Source organism: Moorena sp. SIOASIH (assembly GCF_010671925.1).
Taxonomy (GTDB): domain Bacteria; phylum Cyanobacteriota; class Cyanobacteriia; order Cyanobacteriales; family Coleofasciculaceae; genus Moorena.
Genome location: NZ_JAAHIH010000004.1, coordinates 1,021,989 through 1,043,941, shown reverse-complemented (window position 1 = coordinate 1,043,941; position 21,953 = coordinate 1,021,989). Strand labels below are relative to the sequence as shown.

The 21,953-nt window shown below is 45.0% G+C and carries 17 protein-coding genes and 1 pseudogene; 9 read left to right on the top strand and 9 right to left on the bottom strand.

What is annotated here, in order from left to right; genetic code table 11:
• The first annotated feature begins 394 nt into the window (after positions 1-394).
• The 4 genes from F6J90_RS25880 (at position 395) to F6J90_RS25865 (ending at position 4,727) form a co-directional block, all read left to right on the top strand.
• Complete coding sequence (locus F6J90_RS25880; RefSeq protein WP_293100016.1) at positions 395-1,708, top strand: homoserine dehydrogenase; 1,314 nt, start codon at positions 395-397, stop codon at positions 1,706-1,708.
• A gap of 78 nt (positions 1,709-1,786) precedes the next feature.
• Complete coding sequence (locus F6J90_RS25875) at positions 1,787-1,939, top strand: hypothetical protein (RefSeq protein ID WP_293100014.1); 153 nt, start codon at positions 1,787-1,789, stop codon at positions 1,937-1,939.
• A gap of 200 nt (positions 1,940-2,139) precedes the next feature.
• Positions 2,140-3,504 carry a transposase gene (locus tag F6J90_RS25870; protein ID WP_293100012.1) on the top strand — a complete coding sequence of 455 codons (1,365 nt, stop codon included), beginning with the start codon at positions 2,140-2,142 and terminating at the stop codon, positions 3,502-3,504.
• Between the two features lie 131 nt (positions 3,505-3,635).
• Positions 3,636-4,727: a M23 family metallopeptidase gene (locus F6J90_RS25865; RefSeq protein ID WP_293100009.1), complete on the top strand. Its 1,092-nt coding sequence runs from the start codon at positions 3,636-3,638 to the stop codon at positions 4,725-4,727.
• 75 nt (positions 4,728-4,802) lie between these two features.
• Here the strand turns inward: F6J90_RS25865 and nadB are convergent, their stop codons facing one another.
• From nadB to F6J90_RS25845, 4 genes and pseudogenes are all read right to left on the bottom strand, one after another.
• Positions 4,803-6,506: an L-aspartate oxidase gene (gene nadB / locus F6J90_RS25860; RefSeq protein WP_293100776.1), complete on the bottom strand. Its 1,704-nt coding sequence runs from the start codon at positions 6,504-6,506 to the stop codon at positions 4,803-4,805.
• Positions 6,507-6,516: 10 nt separating this feature from the next.
• Complete coding sequence (locus tag F6J90_RS25855; protein WP_293100006.1) at positions 6,517-8,232, bottom strand: methyltransferase domain-containing protein; 1,716 nt, start codon at positions 8,230-8,232, stop codon at positions 6,517-6,519.
• Positions 8,233-8,333: 101 nt separating this feature from the next.
• The gene (gene nadA, locus F6J90_RS25850) at positions 8,334-9,338 is read right to left on the bottom strand and encodes a quinolinate synthase NadA (RefSeq protein ID WP_293100003.1); all 1,005 of its coding nucleotides are present in this window, start codon (positions 9,336-9,338) and stop codon (positions 8,334-8,336) included.
• A 368-nt stretch (positions 9,339-9,706) separates the two neighbouring features.
• Positions 9,707-9,910 (bottom strand): annotated as a pseudogene (locus F6J90_RS25845) (IS1634 family transposase); the annotation flags it as partial.
• A gap of 544 nt (positions 9,911-10,454) precedes the next feature.
• Between F6J90_RS25845 and F6J90_RS25840 the strand changes: the two are divergent.
• Positions 10,455-12,602, top strand: coding sequence for an adenylate/guanylate cyclase domain-containing protein (locus F6J90_RS25840; protein WP_293100000.1), 2,148 nt, complete (start codon positions 10,455-10,457; stop codon positions 12,600-12,602).
• A gap of 240 nt (positions 12,603-12,842) precedes the next feature.
• Complete coding sequence (locus F6J90_RS25835; protein ID WP_293099997.1) at positions 12,843-14,336, top strand: mechanosensitive ion channel family protein; 1,494 nt, start codon at positions 12,843-12,845, stop codon at positions 14,334-14,336.
• A gap of 606 nt (positions 14,337-14,942) precedes the next feature.
• On the opposite strand, the gene F6J90_RS25830 is transcribed toward F6J90_RS25835, so the two are convergent.
• Both F6J90_RS25830 and sds read right to left on the bottom strand, forming a co-directional pair.
• Complete coding sequence (locus tag F6J90_RS25830; RefSeq protein WP_293099994.1) at positions 14,943-15,119, bottom strand: hypothetical protein; 177 nt, start codon at positions 15,117-15,119, stop codon at positions 14,943-14,945.
• A gap of 62 nt (positions 15,120-15,181) precedes the next feature.
• Positions 15,182-16,153 (bottom strand): solanesyl diphosphate synthase, encoded by a 972-nt coding sequence (gene sds, locus F6J90_RS25825; protein ID WP_293099991.1) that lies wholly within the window; start codon positions 16,151-16,153, stop codon positions 15,182-15,184.
• A 617-nt stretch (positions 16,154-16,770) separates the two neighbouring features.
• Between sds and F6J90_RS25820 the strand changes: the two genes are divergently transcribed.
• Together F6J90_RS25820 and F6J90_RS25815 are read left to right on the top strand one after the other, a co-directional pair.
• Positions 16,771-16,974, top strand: a complete 204-nt coding sequence (locus F6J90_RS25820; protein WP_293099988.1) for a hypothetical protein — start codon at positions 16,771-16,773, stop codon at positions 16,972-16,974.
• 315 nt (positions 16,975-17,289) lie between these two features.
• Complete coding sequence (locus tag F6J90_RS25815; RefSeq protein ID WP_293099985.1) at positions 17,290-17,415, top strand: hypothetical protein; 126 nt, start codon at positions 17,290-17,292, stop codon at positions 17,413-17,415.
• Positions 17,416-17,446: 31 nt separating this feature from the next.
• Here the strand turns inward: F6J90_RS25815 and tkt are convergent, their stop codons facing one another.
• The 3 genes from tkt to acpP form a co-directional block, all read right to left on the bottom strand.
• Positions 17,447-19,453 (bottom strand): transketolase, encoded by a 2,007-nt coding sequence (gene tkt, locus F6J90_RS25810; protein WP_293099982.1) that lies wholly within the window; start codon positions 19,451-19,453, stop codon positions 17,447-17,449.
• Positions 19,454-19,832: 379 nt separating this feature from the next.
• The gene (gene fabF, locus F6J90_RS25805) at positions 19,833-21,083 is read right to left on the bottom strand and encodes a beta-ketoacyl-ACP synthase II (RefSeq protein WP_293100774.1); all 1,251 of its coding nucleotides are present in this window, start codon (positions 21,081-21,083) and stop codon (positions 19,833-19,835) included.
• 63 nt (positions 21,084-21,146) lie between these two features.
• Positions 21,147-21,404 (bottom strand): acyl carrier protein, encoded by a 258-nt coding sequence (acpP, locus tag F6J90_RS25800; protein ID WP_293099979.1) that lies wholly within the window; start codon positions 21,402-21,404, stop codon positions 21,147-21,149.
• Between the two features lie 105 nt (positions 21,405-21,509).
• Between acpP and F6J90_RS25795 the strand changes: the two genes are divergently transcribed.
• On the top strand, positions 21,510-21,758 hold the full coding sequence (locus F6J90_RS25795) for a 2'-5' RNA ligase family protein (protein ID WP_366513888.1): 249 nt from the start codon (positions 21,510-21,512) through the stop codon (positions 21,756-21,758).
• Positions 21,759-21,953: the final 195 nt, after the last annotated feature.

Sequence of the window (21,953 nt, the reverse complement as noted above, 5' to 3'; positions counted from 1 at the left end):
AAACGCCCTGAACTATGAAACCCTTATACCTGGGTTAGACGGTTGGCAAGTTAGCCGGTTGGCAGGTTGCAGGTTGGTAGGTTAGCCGGTTAGCCGATTGGCCGGTTGCACGAAACAACCTTCAACCTTGGCCTTTCGGCCACGCTACGCGAACAACCTTCAACGGATTAACCTTCAACCTTCAACGGATTAACCTTCAACCTTCAACGGATCAACCTTCAACCTTCAACGGATCAACCTTCAACCTTCAACGGATCAACCTTAAACGGATTAACCTTGGCCTTTCGGCCACCCTACGCGAACAACCGGAAAGTAGGCCAGAATTGAAAAAGATTCGCGATCTGCACTAAGCGCGATCGCATGTTTGGCAAGCAATAGATTCAGGATAAATATTGTGGCTTTTAAGATTGGTTTATTAGGATTAGGGACCGTTGGTACAGGGACAGCAAAGATTTTACTCGACACAGCTGGACGAAACCCACTACTGCAAGGGATAGAAATTGCCAAGGTGGGAGTGCGATCGCGTGATAAGCCCAGAGAAGTGCAACTACCACAGGAGTTGATAACAACCGACCTAGAAGAGATTGTCACCAACCCAGAGATAGATATTGTAGTAGAGCTACTGGGAGGATTAGAACCAGCGCGATCGCTTATGCTCAAGGCGATTGCCCAAGGTAAACATATTGTCACTGCCAATAAAGCCGTTATTTCCCGCTATGGGGATGAAATTTTTGCGGCGGCGGAAGAGGCTGGAGTCTACGTCATGTTAGAAGCAGCCGTTGGGGGGGGTATCCCAGTAATTCAACCCCTAAAACAGGCATTGGGAGTGAACCGTATTCACAGTATTACTGGCATTGTTAACGGTACTACCAATTACATCCTGACCCGGATGCAACGGGAAGGGGGAGAATTTGGCGATATTCTGGCTGATGCGCAACGGTTGGGATATGCTGAAGCTGACCCTACTGCTGATGTGGATGGATTAGATGCCGCTGACAAGATTGCTATTTTAGCTTCTATTGCTTTTGCAGGACGGATTAATTTATCTGATGTCCACTGTGAAGGGATTCGTCAGGTCAGTGCAGCAGATATTGTTTATGCTGAGAAACTGGGGTTTGTAATTAAACTCTTAGCTGTAGCCAAGCGAGACCCAATGGCAACTGGGGATAACCCAAAGTCTGAAACTATTCAGCTGAGGGTACATCCTACCCTTGTTGCCAAAACTCACCCCCTTGCCAGTATCAATGATGTTTACAACGGGATTGTGGTAGAAGGCGAACCGATTGGACAAGTGATTTTCTCTGGTCCTGGTGCAGGTTCTGGTCCGACAGCCAGTGCGGTAGTGTCGGATATCTTAAACATTGCTGCTGTCCTCAAAAGCGATCGGGAAGCCAAGCAACTACATCCTCTACTTAGTTGTGCTCATCAGCACTATTGTACTGTTGCTCCTATTTCAGACCTGGTCACCCGCTTTTATGGGCGGTTCCTCAGTCAAGACCATCCTGGTGTAATTGGGCATTTAGGCACCAGTTTTGGCAAACATCATGTCAGTTTAGAATCTGTGGTGCAAATTGGTTTCCAAGGAAACTTAGCAGAGATTGTGGTCGTCACTCATGATGTGCGTGAAGGTAACTTCCGACAGGCTCTAGATGAAATTCGGACTCTAGAGGCAGTGGATAGTATTCCTAGTATTTTAAGAGTGCTCTAAAGGTTGAATAGTTGAAGGTTGAATAGTTGAAGGTTTAATAGTTGAAGGTTTACTCTTTTAGAGGGTTGAGGGAAGTCCTTGGCCAAAAGGCCACGCTACGCGAACGGGGAAAGTTCAAACCATAGCCATTCCCGAAGGTTAGGTTGTTTGCTTGAACAAGACGTGAGATGCATTCCCCCACCTGGCCGTAGGCCACGCTACGCGAACGTCCAGGTTTTGAAGTTACCGTAAAATAGTGGAGCCTTTATAGTTGGAAGGTTATGCAGAAAAGGGTTAAGGATTAGTGATTAAGGCTCCACTATTTAAGGTTTCGTCTCCGGGGGTTAGTCCACGCCAACAACAACAGCTAAAAACCTGGAACACTGATAATTTGATTGTCGTCCAATATTTTATAGACTAAAATATTAACTGTAATAGAGTTTGTTAGACCAGTGAAAGCGCCGACCAAAGTTATACGAACTGACAAATGGCAACTTAATCCGACCCCAGATCAAAAAGTACTGTTAGGGGAAACGGTTAAGGCATATCGCCGCGCTTGTCAGTACTTGGTTGGTATTATTTACACCCACTGGTCTGAACTGGGGGAATTAACAGCAGATCAGCTAACTCCTGCCGTTGAGAGATTAATGCATCAAACGGCTAAGCGCCCTAATGTTAAATATCCTCAGTTTAATAAAACCTTTTACAAATTTCCTAGTTACTTACGTCGGGCTGCGTTCGCGAAGCGTCGGCTACGCCGAATCGCATTTTCTGCTGGTCAGGTTAGTAGCTTTGTTACTCGTTATCGGGAGTGGCAGTCGGGCAACAGAAAAAGAAGGAATGCTAAGCCTCCAAGACTAAATGCAGACACTGGCTGCTACCCTGCTCTTTACAAGGGACAATGCTACAAGCTGCATGGTTATGACCAAATCGAAATCAAGGTTTTCAATGGTTCTGATTGGATTTGGACTACAGTTCAAATCACCGGTTTAAGAGAGCGTCACCTAGTGGCAACCAATAAAATGATGTCTCCTTCGTTGGTATGCAATGAGAGATATTGCCACCTATCTGTTCCGTTTGCATGTAAGCCAGAAAAGAGAAAACCAAAAGCCAATGTTACAGCGGTCGATTTAGGAATAAATACCACCGCAACAATAGCAGTCGTAGCCCATGACGGCACTGTAATCCATCGGTATTTTATCCACCCTGGGAGAGACATAGACCGTCGGGACAAGCGACTAAAATCCGTATCCATGAGGGCATCTAAAACTATGGGTAAAGGCGGAAAACTTCACAAAGAATTCTGCTCTTTGACCTATGATAAATGCCGAAGAATTAACCATCAAATCGGCCATATTGTTTCCAAAAGGATTGTTGAGATTGCCGAACAGTTCAACTCTGAAGCCATCGTATTCGAGAATCTTAAAGGATGGAAACCAAAAGGTGGACGCAAGCGGTCTAACCTGCGACAAAGGTTTCACGGATGGCTGAAGGCAAAAATTCGCAATTTCACTGAAATGAAATGGGCTGAATTAGGCGGAAAGGTAATAGAGGTTGTGGCGGCTTACACCTCAAAACTTGCCTACGATGGTTCTGGGACGGTTAAACGTAATTCAAAAAAATACTCTTTAGCAACCTTCCCCTCAGGTAAGCGCTTCAACGCAGACTTAAATGGTGCTTACAACATCGGTGCTAGAGGTGTGTTTAAACTCACCCGCAGAAATGACGGTGAGGGTCGTTCCAGCAAAAGTTCTGGACGACCGCCTAGAAGCTGGGCTTGTCTCTGTGATCTGTGGGCTAGGGTAGCTCCAGATTAGCATAGGACACCCCCACCTCGGGCAAAGCCCGACGCTACGCGAACGGCTTGCCAGGTGGGGAGAGCTTCATGTCTAAAAGTTGAAACCGTTTACCTGTGCCCTAGTCTTGACCTATGAATCAATCGTTAACAATGAATTTAGTGCGCTGGCTCCCAATTGTTTCTACAATTTTTTGGCTAGTGACCCCAACTGTTGCTACTTCAAACTTGGGAACAACTGATTCCTATTCTAGTTCTTTATCTGTAGATGATAGTTGGCGATGGACTTCGTCCCGCTTTCAGCGAACGCAAAGCCAGTTAAATTTCACAAATTCCACACTTCAAGCAGCTAACCTGCAACCTTGGCCAAAAGGCCACGCTACGCGAACAACTCTGACAGTACAAACAGTACAACAGGCACAAAACACAGTAACTCAAAACACAACTATAGAGGATATTTGTCCACCGCCAGTGCTCTCTCGCTTAACTCGCCACCAAGTGGCTGCAGGTGAAACCGTCGAGAGTATTGCCAACCAATACAACCTTGAGGAAGCTACACTACTTCGATTTAATCGAGCCTTAAACCGGAAGTCAATGCCAGTGGGGCAAGAGATTCTGATTCCGCCATTCAATGGCATCTTGGTGAATGTGCCATTGAATGCCACTTGGCAAGACTTAGCAGACGCCTACGGTGTCCGTGCTGCGGTTTTATTTGAGTTAAATGGTTGTAAAAAACCCTCTAAGCAAGCCTTTATCCCAGGGTTAAATTCCCTTGGCATAGGTATTCCCACAGCAACGAGGGAAACTCCGACTGTAGATAGCTACACTGGATTGACTAATTATCCCTTACCAAATGTGGCACGGATAGGACTCGATTACGGCTGGCGGCAAGAGGCTGGTGAGGATGAAAAGAAGTTTCACGCTGGTGTAGATTTACTGGCACAGGAAGGTACTCAGGTTGTTGCCACTGATAGCGGTATCGTTGCCTATGCTGGACCACAAGACACTTATGGCAATTTGGTAGTGATTAATCATGAGGGAGGACGCCAAACCCGCTATGCTCACTTAAACCGTACTACTGTCAGTCCAGGTCAGCAGATTAATGTTGGACAGTTATTGGGGACAGTAGGGACTACCGGAAATCCTGACATTGACCAACCCCATCTACATTTTGAGGTTCGTTTGAATTCCCCTGGGGGTTGGGCAGCACAAGATCCAAAATTGCATTTGAAAATGACTCCATAGTAACCTCTCCCCGGGTAAGCATTCAGCTGATAGCTGAATGCTGACATTTTTTGGCTCATCTCTTTCCAACTCAGTTTAATTGGTAATCTTGCCGGACTTATGCCAACAATCTCCCTGAATTAGGGTATGGAATAACCAATCATCAGAGGTTTGAGGATAATCGCTCCGGTAATGTCCGCCTCGACTTTCAGTGCGCCAAGCCGCACTTTTCAAGATTAAATAAGCAACATCGGTCAAATTGAGAGTTTCTGCAGCTAGCCTCAGGTGCTGCTCAGCTCGATCAGAGTTTAATTGCACTGTTTGGTTGGGTGTCCCGTTGATTAAGTATCCCATAATATTCAAATCAGTGAGTTGAGAACGCCAACTATTTAGTTGTGCGATCGCATCTTCAAGTATTCCTTGAGAGCGAGAAATACCAGCACTTTGCCACATGAGTTTAGGGACATTTTGTCTGATTGAGTTAACCTTCTCCATCTCGTTATTCCAATCCTGTTGTTCCTGCTTTACTGGCAGAGATTGATATCCCATATCATCACCACCATTAACCTTGGAGTTAACCGTTAGCTGGGACAATTGAGCAGCAAAAACAATACATTCTAGTAGTGAATTACTAGCTAAACGATTAGCACCATGAACTCCTGTACTGGCAGTCTCACCGACAGCATATAGCCCATCGATGGAGGTACAACACTCCAAATTCGTCGCAACTCCCCCCATCCAATAATGAGCCACAGGAGCAATAGGAATGGGCTGTGTAAACAAATCGATGTCCCACTGTTGACAGGCTTGAATAATACTAGGAAAACGCTCTCGCATCCTCTGGGCTTTTATGGGTCGCAAATCCAGATAAACACAATAGGGATCGGGTTTCGTTTGCTGTAAGTGACAGAAAATTGCCCGACTGACCACATCCCTGGGTGCCAGCTCTCCATCAGGATGATGATTAAACACAAAACGCTGTCCTTGGGCATCGATTAAATGAGCCCCTTCCCCCCGCACAATTTCAGTAACCAAGAAACGGGGGATTCCAGTTACTGTTAGCGCCGTCGGATGAAACTGAAAAAACTCTGGATCTCGGATCAAGGCTCCTGCACGCCAAGCCAGACCAATCCCATCCCCAGTACTGACCGTGGGGTTTGTGGTGTGGGAAAAAACTTGACCGCCGCCGCCAGTGGCTAAGACCACTCTACCAGCTCTAACCCAGCGGATATATCCCTGATAGAGGACACTCACCCCCTGACAGTTACCTGTTGCTTCATTCAGCCACAAACTCAAGGCAAACGCCTGGGAAAACACCTGAATGTTTTCCCGTTCCAAAACTTGAGCCGTGAGCGCATCAATCAGCACCTTTCCAGTCGTTTCACCAGAATGGAGCACACGAGGACGAGAGTGTGCCGCTTCTAGCTCCAGGGCGAGTTTCTGACCGTGGCGGTCAAAGCTGACTCCCATTTCTAGAAGGGACTTGATCGCACCAGGAGCATGATCAGCTAAAAGTTTGACTGCTTCTGGTTCGCAAAGACCTGCCCCAGCTTTGAGGGTGTCTTCCCAATGGGACAATGGAGTATCTGACGGATCGATCGCCGCAGCAATGCCTCGTGCCCAGCTACTTGCTCCCGTTTTCAGGGCATCTTTGGTAATTAAGCCCACTTGCAAGTAGGAAGGCAAAGACAAAGCAGCATAGAGTCCTGCTGCACCAGAGCCAATAATTAGGATATCAAACTGGGAGGGAATATTTGGCAATTCTGAGGAATTACAGAGAGAAATTTGAGAGTCTTGCATAGTTTTGCCCTTATACAATTGTGCCAAAACAAGATTCTTTTAAGCAAACTCCTTTGCTCACTTCTTGGTCATCTATTGTTAGAATGGCTTCCCTGTATTCCAAGCTGAGGTTACTTTCCATCGTGGATGTTTGATTTCGCAGAATGCTTGACCAAGTTGCAAAGGCTCTATCGAATATCAAGTCATACATTCTGTTTTGAATGCTGGCATGAGCACTTGTTTGGCGATGATAAGACTTTTCCCCGCGTAACAATATTTGCTTTTCTGTTTGGGAAGTCTCCAGTTCGTAAGTATTTAGTTTGGAAGTATTCAGGAAATTGAAATGATTGTTTCTTTCTTGACCAAATGTGGCCTCAGCACTCCAAATAATCCCATAATTAGGGAAGAGTGCATAAACAAAATGGTAGCCCCAAAACCTAGGATAATTTCCCTCATAAATTTTGCAATATCCTTGCGCTTTTTGAGTGCCATTATCTGTATGGACAATGCATTCAAGTTGTGGCTGATGGATAACATCACGCTGATTTTCTTCACCAGGAACACCCCAGGTGAATTGGGTCGTTACTTCAAATTGCACTTCCAGATTAGCTTCTGGTAAACAAATTGTTCCAGTTTGATCGTTTTTTTTGATAGAGATATGCTCAGCTGAGCTTTTTTGTTCTGAAGTATTAATCAGTTCCCTGGAATTGCCATGAATGTCACTCCACCAAGCGGAGTAATGCTCAAGGGTTTTGGTTTTAAAATGTCTGAGAGCAAGGAGAGAGCCGTCTTCGAGAAAGAAATGGTATTGCTCATTGTAAACAGAGGTTAAAGGGTCGAAATAGGTGTCTGGTAATTGGTATATCTTTGGAGCACAGGGTTTTTTAGCAGTGATCAATGCTCCACCAACGCTACCCCCTTGAAGCATATCCCGACCAATTCGATACAATCGACTGCGGTGCTCAAAAATGTCTTCACCGAAGAGTTTGATTGATTCTTCTTTGGACTCAATGAATTTCTGATAGCGTTCTTTTATACAACGTTGCCATCCGGTTGTTAAATCAATGAAACAAATGTCAGTAAACCCTGCACGTTCGAAGTGCTGTCGGTAGGTTTCACGGGTTGGCACGTAAGAAGATTTAAACACTTCTTTTAGAGTGGTTTTTACTTCTGGGGTCAGGGTGCAATTGGCCACGTAATCTTCAACGTAAATGTAGCCATTTTCCTTCAAAGCTCGAAAACAAATTTCAAGGACTTTGTCACGCTCTTCAATGTGTAATAAGGATAGAAATGAAATGATGTTGTCAAATGAATTGGGTAACAGGGCATCGATGATTTCGGAACTGAGAACATTGCCAGTAAGGTATTGGATGCGCTGATCGAGTCCCATCCGTTGGGTGAGTTCTTGGGCAATTTCACTAAAGTCCTGTCTTAATTCTACACATTGGAGGTGACATCCCGTTTTATAGCTAATATATCGAGCTGGCCCACCCACACCACTTCCTATATCCAAAACGTGAGAGTTGGGATTGAGCGATAAATAATTGATGGCGCGATCGCAAGCTTGACTACCAAAGTAGTGATATTGATCCAGATGACCCAAATCTAGCAAGTCTTGAATTTCTAAAGCTCCGGTAGCTTTTCCTTTTTGCTTAAGGGCTTGACGAATACTATAAATGCGCCAATCGTAAAGTAAAGCTGCGTCTTTTGAGGAAGAAGATTGATTCTCCCATCGCGGTAATGTCATGATTACTTTAAGGTAAGAACATATCTAATTTGAGTCATGCTTAGATCGGAGGATGTTTGAAAATCAATCCTTAACAGACTTTTTCAAACATCCTCTAAGATTTAGACACTGGACAACATCTGTTTAGCAGCGGAAATCTGCGCTGACATCTCTAACATCCGTTGCATGGGCTTGAGTGCAGCAACCCGAATGTCTTCTGGTAAAGTAATTTCTGGTGCCCGATTTTTCATTGCCAAATATAATTTTTCCAAAGTATTCAACCGCATGTGAGGGCATTCATTACATGCACAGGTCGTTGCTGGTGCGGCAATAAAATGCTTGTGGGGCATATGCTTTTCCATTTGATACAGAATACCGGGTTCAGTAGCAACGATAAATTTCTCCGCAGCACTTGCCTGGCTATACTCAAACAAAGCTCTCGTTGAACCAATGTAATCCGCATGGCGTAACACTGGAGCTTCACATTCGGGATGAGCAATAAATTCTGCTTGAGGATGTTCAATTTTGAGTTGTACGATCTTCTTTTCCGAAAAAATTTCATGAATCATACAACTCCCATCCCAAAGTACTAAATCCCTTCCTGTTTGTTCGCTGACATAGCGACCAAGGTTTTTATCAGGAGCGAAAATAATTGGCTGCTCTTTTGGGATTTGATTAACAATATCTACCGCATTAGAGCTGGTACAAATAATATCGCTCATTGCTTTAACCGCAGCAGAGCAATTAACGTAACACACTACTAAATGATCAGGATGGGCAGCTTTGAAAGCAGCAAACTCTTCGGGAGGACAGCCATCAGCCATAGAGCAACCCGCATTTAAATCAGGTAATAATACTAACTTGTTAGGGTTAAGGATTTTGGCAGTTTCTGCCATGAAATGGACTCCAGCAAAGACGATCACATCAGCATCTGTAGTAGCAGCCTGGCGAGATAAAGTTAAAGAGTCACCCAAATAGTCAGCAATATCTTGAATATCAGGCTCTTGATAGTAGTGAACTAAAATAACTGCATTTAGCTCCTTCTTGAGGTCTTCAATAGCTCCGAATAAGTCATCTGGAAGAGAGCTAAAGTAGTTGTTTTTTGTTGTTGATTCTGTGACAAACATAGTGAGGTATCCTTAGGGATGCAGAAAGGTGTTAATGGTTGCTTTCAATAAAAGAATAGATGATTTATTTTGTAATCGCAAGAAATTAACTGCTAATTTTCTTAATTAATTGTTAAATGTTTTTTTTTTGTGTTAGTCAGTGGATAAAGTTAGGATAAAACTGATCCTGGTGACAGGGTAAGCGCAAGAAAAATTGAGCAAAAATGTGATATAGGGCAAGGATGATGACCATATTAAGCCAAGATTGCTCAGCACTATTGCATTTTTAGATCAATATTGTTGAGAATAATGCCGCCTTATTGATTCTTGCGTTTACCCTGTGGTTATTGCCTGATCAGAAATATTATTTCCCACATTCCGCAGGTTTGTCAGACCAGTAGATAATATTTTTGGCAGGGAGCACCAAGAAAGCGAAGAATCCTGTGATGCTCGTGAGTTAAGTTGACAATTTGCTCGACTCCGCCCAGGATAACTAAATGAATCGACTGAAAGCACTGAAATACCAAGCGCCGAGTCGGGGTAGCCGTCGGCTTACCCAATTGGTTGTTAATGGTTTGCTTAGTCCGGGCGAGCCCACTGTCCGCACTTCATTTTGTAGCACAAAAGAACTATAGAGTGCGATCGCAAATTCTCTAAGATAATCCGAGTAAAAATACTTAGTTGACTTAGATTTTGCTGGTGCTTGCCACGAACTTTTTTTTTTACTGAAGTTCCCCCGTACAAATGAACTAAAGCATTCCATCCCTGTAGGGGGCCTTATTAACGCACCCTACATCATTAGCGCGTTTAGCAGCCAGTGAGGTGCGCTTTCCGCATCTAATTATTAAATTCGCCACGGGTCGCACCTTTTGCGTAAGTCCTGTTCAAGTTATGGTCAATTGTAATAATTTTGGGGGGTGTAACCCCCCATAGTCAATGCCCCTTCATAGCTTAATATCTAGCCAAGATTCCAACTGCGTACATTCTAAGAGTTTTGTTATCGAACTCTTTACCTACTCCTGAGCAGGAAGAAAGTAGATCAGATTCCATAGCCTCTCAGGTGTGGAGTGAGGCAATTGAGGATCACACCAGGTAACAGGTATCATCATTCACAATTCGGGATCAGGGAGGCTGTTCATGGGATTTCTCAACAATTTGAGTATCAGGTCAAAACTTATATTTATGTTGCTGGCTCTGAGCACTTGCTCGCTGTTCGTGACTGCTTATATCGGTTATCGGAGTGGTAAGTCTCATCTGAGCAAAACAGTATCAAACCAGTTAACCAGTCTACGAGCTTCCAAAGCAGATCAAATAGAATCATACTTTGAAGATATTCGCCATCAGACCCAGACCCTGAGTGAAAACTTAATGGTGGTCGAGGCGATGCAGGAATTTAAGACAGCCTACAACCAACTACAAGAATCTAGGACACCAACTGATACACCAACTGATTTAGAGGACACCCTCAAGGAATACTACCGTCAAGAATTTCTGACCAAACTAGCGGAAACTAGCGACGGCAAGCCTGTATTAGAATCCTACTTACCACAAACCTCTGCGGCTCGTTACCTCCAGTACTATTACATAGCTACTAACCCCAACCCAGCTGGGGAGAAACATCTCCTTGATGATCCAGAAGACAAAAGTGAGTACAGTAGTATTCACGCCCGCTACCACCGGATTTTTCGCAACATTGTTGAAAAGTTTGGCTACCAGGATATGTTGCTGATCGATCCTCAAACCGGTGAGATTGTCTACTCAGTTTTTAAAGAAACTGACTTTGCCACCAGTCTCACCACTGGACCATACAGTGATAGTAACTTGGCTTTCGCCTTAGCCGACCTCCGAAAAGCCAAGGGAAAGGATTATGTGGAGATCTTTGATTTTGATTCCTACCGTCCTTCTTTTGGAGCCCCAGTAGCATTTATTGCTGCTCCCATCTATGACGGCTCCCAATTTATAGGTGTTTTGGCATTCCAGCTTCCGGTTAATCAGATTAACAATGTCATGACAGGTTACCGTAAATGGAAGAGTAATGGTCTTGGGGATACAGGAGAGATCTATCTAGTCGGAGAAGATTATCTGATGCGATCAGTTTCCCGTTTCCTGATTCAAGACCCGACAGGTTATAGTAAAGCCTTGCGAGAACAGGGTATAAAGGAACAGATCCTTAAACGAATCGAGAAGTTCGGTACATCAATTCTTCAACAGCCAGTCAAGACAGAAGCTGTAAAAGCAGCGTTAGCTGGGCAAGAAGGCACCCAGATTATCAATGATTATCGGGGTATTGAAGTTTTGAGTTCCTACGCTCCCTTAAACATCGATGGATTGGAGTGGGTTATCCTCTCCGAGATGGATCTTGCCGAAGCTTATGCCCCAGTTTACGCCTTTCAAAAGAGAGTTTTGGTTTCAGCTGCCTTGATCATACTCCTGATCACCCTACTTGCTATGGGGCTTGCCCATGTGTTTGTCCAACCAGTTAGAACTTTAATTGCTAGCGCCCGAAAAGTGAGGGATGGACAAGTTGATGCGGTTGTGAATCTAGACTCGGAAGACGAATTTGGGGAGTTAGCTGAGTCATTTAATCAAATGGTTGGCAGCTTACGCACTCAAACTCAACTGGTCGAGCAGAAAAATCGCGAAAATGAAAAGTTACTCACAAGTGTATTTCCCGACTCCGTAGCCAAACGTCTCAAACGGGGAGAGACAAACATTGCTGAGAGTGTTTCCAATGTTACGGTTTTGTTCTCCGACATTGCTGGATTCGGCCAGCTTTCTAGGTCCATGGATACCCATGAAGTCATTGCTATGCTTAATGATCTAGTAAGTCTGTTCGATCAAGCCACGGCCAAATACGGAATAGAGAAAATTAAAACCATTGGTGACAACTATATGGCGGTCTGTGGATTATCAATCTTACATCTAGACCATCAAAAACGGACGGTAGATTTTGGTTTGGAAATGCTGGCATTGACCCACCGATTCAGTCATGAACGAGGACTTGATCTAGACCTTGAAATCGGTATCCATTCCGGAGATATTGTTGCTGGCATTGTCGGTCGAGAAAAAGTTGTCTACGACGTTTGGGGCGATACAGTAAATGTTGCCAATAAGCTGATGTTTGAATGCCCACGGGGAGCTATATTAGTGTCTCAAAATGTCTACAACAGTCTCCATGATATTTACGACTTTGAGCAGGCTGATGGCATCACACCTAATGGTAAAAATCAGCAGAAAGCTTGGTTGTTAAAAACTGCACAGGAATTAGTAGGTTCAACAGTGTAGACATCGGCTTTGCCCAATTTTGCCCAATTCTTATTAAAGACCCAAGGGTCATGGGGAATTGGTAATGGGGAATTGGTAATTGACCAAACTATACTTGATTACATTATTTCCAGATTACCATAATACCCTAAATTAAGAACCCCCGCGCGAGCATTATTCCGTGGGGGATGAAAACTTGTTCAGAGGGTTTACACTCTTGTTCAAGGGATAGAAAAATAAGGGGACAAGGAGATTGTTTTGATGAGCAAAGTAATATGGCAAAACGATTGGTTTATCTGGGCAATAGCCTTAGGGATAGGGTTCCCGCTCCTGGTAATTATTCTCACAGAAATTACTCATCGTCTACAAAGACGCGGTCAGCCTATAGCAGCTACGCTCCGCCTAGTTCGTAACCGTGTCTTACCTGTCTTAGTATTCCTGCTATTTATCCAGAATGTAGTTGAGTTAGACCTGGACAACAATATTGTCAAGCTTGTCGAGACCCTGCTCTGGATATTTGTTATAGACGTCTCTCTGTCTCTAATCAATTCGGTTTTGTTTGAAGCCGCTGGGGAAAATACATGGCGAGGACGGATCCCAAAACTACTCCTAGATTTGTCAAGATTTTTTTTGGTAGCCCTTGGTAGTGCCATTATGCTATCGAGAGTGTGGGGAGCCGACCTCGCTGGTCTTGCTACTGCCTTGGGTGTGGGTTCTATTGTTATCGGCTTGGCCCTTCAGGACTCTCTGGGCAGCGTCTTTTCTGGCGTTGCCCTACTGTTTGCTCGTCCCTTTGAAGTCGGTGATTGGTTGCAGATTGGAGACAAAGTTGGTCAGGTCATTGATATGAATTGGCGAGCTGTTCACCTGGTAACCCGGGACGGTGACATGATTATTATTCCCCATCAGGTACTTGGGGGAGAAATAGTCCTCAATTACAGCAAACCGAAACGGCTTCATGTAGAAACCTTTAGGATTGACTTTGACAGTGATGATCCACCCAACTTGATTAAGCAAGTACTAAAAGAAACGGCACTGGCCACAGAAGGGATATTGAGTGATCCTTCCCCAGAGATCCGCACCATGGAATATAACGACTATCGGGGTAACTATGAGGTCAAGTTTTCTATCGAAGACTATAAGGATGCGCCCAGAATCCGTGAACAGTTGATGACCCGTATCTGGTATGCAGCCCAGCGGAACAATCTTGGACCTACCATTCCGATCTATAGACTCCGTAAACTCGATAGTGAACCTAATCAGGCAGATAGCACTTTGACAAAGTTTACTGAGAGCCTGAAGTCAATGCCTGTCTTTGTTCCTGTAGCTAAACAGCAAAAGAACTTGGAGAATTTCTCGAAAGGAGCAGTTCTACAACATTTCGGTGTGGGAGAAACCGTGATTCGTGAAGGGGATCCTGGTCATGCTCTGTACATTATTATTGCTGGGAAAGCTGTACTCAACCTCAAAGATAGTTATGGTGAACAACAGGAGGTGATGACTCTGTCCAGTGGTGATTTTTTTGGCGAAATGGCACTGTTTAGCGGTAAACCAAGCTCAGTATCCGTTAAGGTTGTGGAAGATTTGCAAACTATTGCGCTTTATTCAGATCTGGTTAATCAGATGATAGAAAGCACACCAAGTCTCGCCCGTGAAATCGGTCAAATTATCGAAGCACGACGGAAAGCGATAGATGAGGTGAAACAAGCCAATCTTGCATCCAGTAATGGAGCCGAGTTATCAACTCAAGCTTAAGTTGACTATCAATCCATCATCATGGGTTCGCGTAGCGTGGCCAAAGGGCACGCTACGCGAGCGCAAACCCTAGACAGGTAGATGGGATTAACAAAAAGCTAGAGCCAGTGGTAGTTCAATCCCAGGAACATCAGTGCGATCGCGGACTATATTGCTAATTGCATAAATTAGGTTTGCTTCAAGTTTATCATTAAAACTGCTTACCTATAAAGCATCACTATATTGACACTCCCCGTCCTGTAAGAACGGGGATTCTTACTTCAACGAGCCGACTTGCTCAGCCAGGTCGGAACCAGAAAGAGTAGAGGCCGATTCTTCATAAGCGTTTTGATCTAAGATCTAGGTTTCGGTGTGCCCCACCGTACTTTTTTTTTAGAGATAGATACTTTTTTATATCTAAATTTTTCATAGACGTTAAAGTCGTTAGACCAAATTACGCAATATGTATCTTTTACATATTTTTTACGTTGTCTATTTATTTTTTAGATAATATCTATCCTCAATTCATGGGTGTATGTTTATATATTAATACTAGCACACAAAGTACAGAACCGCCAAAAAAGCCGTCGAACGAAGGATTTAAAGTTACCGTAAGAGAGGGTCGCCTTAATTATCAAGTTTTAACCTTTTTGCGCGAGACCGACCCATCTTAAAGGCGACCCTCTCTAAGGTTTCGTCTAATGGGGCGCGATTACCCAAATCTTTTGGTAAAGCTTCTGTAAAGCTTCGGTAATCGGGAAAAAGATAATTGGTAATTGTAATTACTGCTGAGCTATTACCCATTACCCATTACCCATTACCCATTACCCATGCCAAGTCATGCTTAGATTGCAATCCCCAAGGTTCTAGTATAAGCGACTCAAGACATAGTCGCTGAGGTCAATCAGAGCTTGTTTGGATTCTGAGGGTTTCAACACTGATATATTTTTAACTGCTGCCTGAGCATATTTAGCAGCCATTTCCCGCGATCGCTTAATTCCTTTACTATCCCTGACCAGTGCCAAGGCTTGTTCTTTATCCTCCGGCTGGGCAAACTCTCGCTCTATCAGCACCTCTAGGTAGGGTTTTTCTTCGAGGGCAAATAAAACTGGTGCTGTGAGGTTTCCACTTACTAAATCTGACCCTGCGGGTTTACCTAACACATCTGTGGAGGCTGTAAAGTCTAGGATATCATCTACAATCTGAAACGCCAACCCCAAATTATGTCCGTAGTGATATAAATTTTCGGCTATCTGATCTGAAACACCACTTAGGCATCCCGCTGCTTTAGCACTATTAGCCATCAGTGAAGCTGTCTTGTTATAAGTTTTTGCCAAGTAGCCTTCTATAGTTGTTGTGGTGTCAAATCGGCTCAGTCCTTGTTGGATTTCCCCCTCTGCCATATCTTTAATAACTTCAGAGAGCAGCTTAACTACCTCTAAGTTATCCAGATTAGCTAGATACCAAGCGGATTGACCAAACAGAAAGTCACCAGCGAGCACAGCGATTCTGTTATTGAACAAGCTATTAACAGTTGGCACCGTGCGGCGTACCTCTGACTCGTCTATGACGTCATCATGCACCAGAGAAGCGGTGTGAATCATCTCAGTAATTTCTGCTAGACGGCGATGACGTGGGGTAATCTTGGAGTTGGTTATGGTTGCCCGTGAGACCAACAATACAATGGCTGGTCGTAACCGCTTTCCCCCAGCTCCGAATAAGTGTTCAGCTGCAGCGTATAAGATTGGGTGACTGGCACCAATCAGGTTTTTTAAGTTTTCACTCAATAGATACAGATCTGCTTCTACGGAAGCAAAAAGGGAGGTCACTGAGGTCATGTGATCAGCCGACTCAGAAGTTAGTTACGAAAGTTTACATATTTCTTTCTTAATTCTAAGCTAACCGTCCCCGATAGGAAAATTTTGTTGAGTTTATGGCAGAACTGGAAGGAAATCTGAGGAATTGTATAGACTTGTTAAGTCTGTAGCGATCTCGGTATGGCTACCCAGGATTTTTGTGCTATCCTGAGAATTGAGGGTTTCAAAGATTTAACATACTGAATTCCAAACGTGGTAAGGGGAGAGTTAAATTCGGTGATCCCACCATAGCACAGAAGTTGGCTTAGGCAAGATAAGCCTCTCCATCCCATCTATCTCTCAGTATCTCTACTGATATCTCTCAGTATCTCTACTGAGTAAACTTGTAAACCAGACATAACCACCAAAAGTTGCCTAATCGGGAGCCTGAGTTGAGATGATTCTCACCTTAAGATCAGGAGTTAGCTAGGCGATGGTGGTTACGGTCAACTGCAGTAAACACCTGTATCCCATACCTTTTATCCGCAACCATATCCTAGAACCATAGGGTTTTAGGATGGCTTTGCCGCAGATTTCTATAGAACGTTGCATCTATCTGTCTCTTGTTCACTCTTATGTTATACATTGATATGTCGTTAATGATCCCCCTGCTAGCTACTGGCTACTTAATCACCATCTATGTGCTGTTAACACTAGCCCAGCGTGTTCAACGTTCTCCAAGGTACTTTGCTAATCCCATTAAAAACGCCTTGGCTACTCGTGTGCCAACTGAGTCAGCATCCGAGGTCAACCAGGTTAAGGGATGGTCTCAAAGGTCTCAAAGTGAATCTCCTCCAGCATAACCCATGGCCTATTCATCTGCTTGGGTAGGAAGAGTCTTGGAACCTGGCGCAATTAGTACCAGATTGTCTAAATAGATTTTGAGTTTCCCCAAAAACAGATAGACGCAAATAGTTCTGACCACTGTCTGTGTTTATCTGTTTGGCTATGAGATTTTGACAGGTCATGGTCTACTGGCTCATGATCAAGTATATCCAAGTATATCTTAGCGATACTCCAATATACAAGGTTGCCGTCATCAGGACTGACGTTACCAAAAGAAAGGGTCAAGTCAGGCTTTCCCCCTTTTGGCTAATGGCCTAAGGGGGCATTTAGTCTTGGGCTACACAAACCAAGTGGTGGTCGAGGTAAGGGAGAGTTTCTCCTCTCCCTTTTTCCCTCTGGCACTAGAACAAGCATTAGTCTTGCCTTCCCATGACCAGGGAAATGTTGCCCCTAGCTGAGTTAGGTAGAATCAGGGGTTATTTGGGCTGATTATCCCAACAAGGCTTTGGCTTTAGCGACTACATTCTCAACCGTGTAACCAAACTTCGCCATAGCGACGCCACCGGGAGCAGAAACACCAAAGCGATCAATACTGATCATATCACCCTCGGTACCCAAGTAACGGCACCAACCAAAGCTGACACCAGCTTCGACCGCGAGGCGCTTGGTAACTGCTTTGGGCAATACGGATTCCCGATAGGCTTCATCCTGGGCTTCAAAAAGTTCCCAGCTTGGCATCGAAACAACACGCACTTTCTTACCTTCCTCTCGCAACTGCTCAGCCCCTTGGACACACAGTGACACTTCGCTACCAGTCCCTATCAGGATAATGTCAGGAGTGCCATCGCTGTCAGAGAGGACGTAAGCTCCTTTGGTCGCCCGTTCAATGGAACTACCAGCTAGGTTAGGTAGACCTTGTCGGGTAAAGGCGATGAGAGTTGGAGCATCACGACGCTCAATAGCTACCTTATAAGCCCCAGAGGTTTCGTTGCCATCAGCAGGTCGAAGGACTACCAGATTTGGTATAGCCCTTAGGGACGCAATGGTTTCGACAGGTTGGTGTGTCGGACCATCTTCACCTAAGGCTACCGAGTCGTGGGTCATTACCCAAATTACCCCAGCTTGTGATAGAGCCGACAGGCGAATTGCTGCCCGCATATAGTCAGTGAAAATGAGGAAAGTTGCTCCATAAGGAATCAAGCCAGAGTTGTGAAGGGCAATGCCATTGCAAATCGCGCCCATGCCATGTTCCCGGACACCAAAGCGCAGGTTCCGGTTTTCATATTGCCCTTTCTGGAAATCCCCAGATATCGTCAATAAAGTGAGATTGGAGGGAGCGAGGTCAGCGGAACCACCAATCAATTGAGGCAGTACGGGAGCAAGTGCATTGAGAGTGGCTTGAGAATGTTTACGGGTTGCTACTCCCTTGTCTTCCGGCGTGTAGGTCGGCAGGGCTTTTTCCCATCCTTCCGGGAGTTTGCCACTGGTAATTTGCTCAAATTCTGCTGATTGTTCAGGATACTTGGCTTTGTAATCAGCTAGGGTTTGATTCCAGGCAGCTTCAGCTTCCGTACCGCGTTCCACAGCTTTCCGGAAATGGTTGAGAGCATCATCTGGAACTACAAAGGGTTCATATTCCCATCCCAGGTGTTGGCGAGTGGCCTCCACTTCATCCCCACCTAAAGCTGCACCATGGACAGCATGTGAATTGGCTTTGTTAGGAGAACCATAGCCAATGGTGGTGGTTACCTTAATAAAAGATGGCTTATCTGTTACGGCTTTGGCTGCTGCTATGGCATCATTGATAGCTTCGAGGTTAGTGTTACCACTTTCTACATGTTGGACGTGCCAGCCATACGCTTCAAAGCGCTTACCCACATCTTCAGTAAAGGCTAAGTCAGTAGAGCCGTCGATGGAAATATGGTTGTCATCGTAGAGGGCGATGAGTTTACCAAGTCCTAGGTGACCCGCTAAAGAACAGGCTTCACCAGACACCCCTTCCATGTTGCAACCATCACCAAGGATGACGTAGGTGTAATGATCGACAATCGTAGCATCAGGTTTGTTGAACCTAGCAGCTAAGTGTGCTTCTGCCATTGCCAAACCCACACCATTGGCAATTCCCTGTCCCAATGGACCAGTAGTGACTTCAACCCCATTGGTTTCAAAGTTTTCTGGGTGTCCAGGTGTGACCGATTCCCACTGGCGGAACTGCTGAAGGTCGTCTATGGTTACACCATCATAGCCAGTTAGGTAAAGTAAGGCGTATTGCAACATACAGCCATGACCAGCCGACAAGACGAAGCGATCGCGGTTGAACCAATTGGGATTTTTGGGGTTATACCGCATAAAACGGTCCCAAAGCACGAATGCCATAGGAGCCGCCCCCATGGGCAGCCCAGGATGACCAGACTTGGCCTTTTCTACAGCATCAATCGCCAAGAAGCGGATGGAATTGATGCAAAGTTCTTCGAGAGACTGGGTTGCAACGGCCATAATTTCTGTTTAATGGATATGTGTGTACTATGGTCTAACAAGAATTTGTCTGAGTTCAAACAAGGGTGGCTCTCGGTTGACCCAAAGGTACTTTCTCATAATCCCATTACCGGGATCAATCAGCAAGAGATAGGGATTGCCTCAGAATGAAGGATGTTCGCCGGATAGCGTCCCTGGTAGGGTAGGAGCAAGCATCAAGGATGAAAACAATCCATAAAGCCTGGGAATATGGGTTACTCAGTAACTATGATTAACTAGTAGTTGTAACTAGTAGTTTTTTCCTTGAGCTACCTTCACCCAATGCCCACCCTAAGCTCAAGGCTACCCTTTTGGTTCTCCTACGGAGTAAGCCGTTAACCGTTCAAACTTTATTCCCACTTTACCGGTATTTTTTGAAGGCTAGGGTTACATTATGACCGCCGAACCCAAAGGAATTGGATAGCACTACTTCTACCATCTGCTGGCGACTATAATTGGGTACGTAATCCAAATCGCATTCAGGGTCTGGGTTGTTCAAATTTATCGTTGGTGGAATCTGGTCATGGGCAATTGCCATCACTGAAGCCACTGCTTCAATGCCACCAGACCCTCCCAACAAATGACCTGTCATGGATTTGGTGGAGCTAATTGCTACTTTATAGGCATGGTCTCCTAAAGCTTTTTTAATCGCTGCTGTTTCAGTTTTATCATTGGCAACTGTACTAGTCCCGTGGGCATTGATGTAGCTAACCTGTTCGGCCGTCAACCCAGCATCCTTCATCGTCAGTGCTATAGCCCTGGCTGCTCCTTCTCCATCTGGTACAGGGGATGTGATGTGATGGGCATCACAGGTCATGGCATAGCCGACGATTTCGGCATAAATTTTTGCCCCACGGCTGAGGGCGTGTTCCAGTTCCTCTAGGATCAGAATCCCAGAACCTTCTCCCATCACGAAACCATCGCGAGCGATATCAAAAGGACAGCAAGCCGACTCAGGGGTATCGTTACGAGTAGATAAAGCTCTTGCTGATGCAAAACCCGCCATTGCTAGGGGGGTCACTGCCGCTTCAGTACCGCCACAAATCATAGCTTGAGCATAGCCTCGCTGGATTAAGCGAAACGCATCACCTACGGCATTAGACCCGGCTGCACAGGCAGTAACTGGGCAACTATTGGGTCCCTTGGCTCCGGTATGAATTGCTGTCAGACCGGCTGCCATGTTAGCAATCATCATCGGGATCATAAACGGACTACAGCGGTCAGGTCCACGTCTAAGAAGAACTGTTTCCTGGTCTTCCAGTACCTTGAGACCACCGATACCAGTGCCAATCATTACACCGACCTGTTCTGCGTTCAGGTCATTGATCTCAAACTGGGCATCAGCTAATGCTTGCTTACTGGCAGAAACCGCCAATTGAGCAAAGCGGTCCATACGCTTTGCTTGCTTACCCTTCATGTAGTCATGGGGATCAAAGCCCTTTACCTCGCCAGCAATACGACAAGCGTGCTTGGAGGCATCAAATAAGGAAATTAAACCAATACCATTGCGTCCGTTTAATAACCCTTCCCAGTACTCAGCCACCGTGTTGCCTATGGGCGTAATTGCACCGAGACCTGTAACAACGACCCGTTTTTTATCAAAGTTTGTCATCATGCCATTAAAACTAGGCTTATCGACCGTGAACGCAGAACTTGCGGTAATAAATCAGGCTGATTAAGCTGGAGTTTCTGCTCCTGCTCCTGCTTTTTCCTTAATGTAATCCACAGCGCTTTGAACAGTTGCTATCTTTTCCGCCGCTTCATCAGGGATTTCGATGTCGAAAGCTTCTTCTAACGCCATCACCAGTTCAACTGTGTCTAGGGAGTCAGCGCCCAGATCGTTGGCAAAGTTGGCTTCTGGGGTAACCTCGCTCGCCTCAACGTCCAACTGTTCTGAAACGATTCCCTGAACTTTCTCGAAAATGTCGCTCATATAAATATTCCTCAGCCTTTTTAGCTAGAACCTCTCAAGCAGTACTTACTGATTTTAGGGGTTTTCTGATCTTATCCGAAAGAGGTCTAATCTTGTAGGTAGGTAATAAGGCTTCAGAGCCTGACCCCACTTCCCTTAATCCTCAAAGGCTTTGGTGCCTTTGTCCCCCGTGTCATCTATATTAATTTGCTCAAGACCCCAGAACTGCTTAGTTTGCACAACGATTTGATGGTAACCCAAGAGACATCCTTAGGAATTGTATACCAAACCTCAAAAAACCGCTCCTTTTCCCCTCACATGACCGTTGCCTTCCGAGACTTGACCCAGCCAAACTTTAGAGCTTCATGGACATAATTTCAACATCGTCCCTTGGAATTTGAGTTTCTGGCATCTGAGCTAGCCCTGTTAATTCACGATGGTCGGTCTTGGTTATTATAAAGTTTTTTGTATTTTTGTCAAGCTAATCAAACAAAACTTTACAAAAAGCCGTGATTAGCGGGAAGCTGATTTGTCAAGCCTTCCTTTGGGTTTGACGGAGTTGCGATCGCA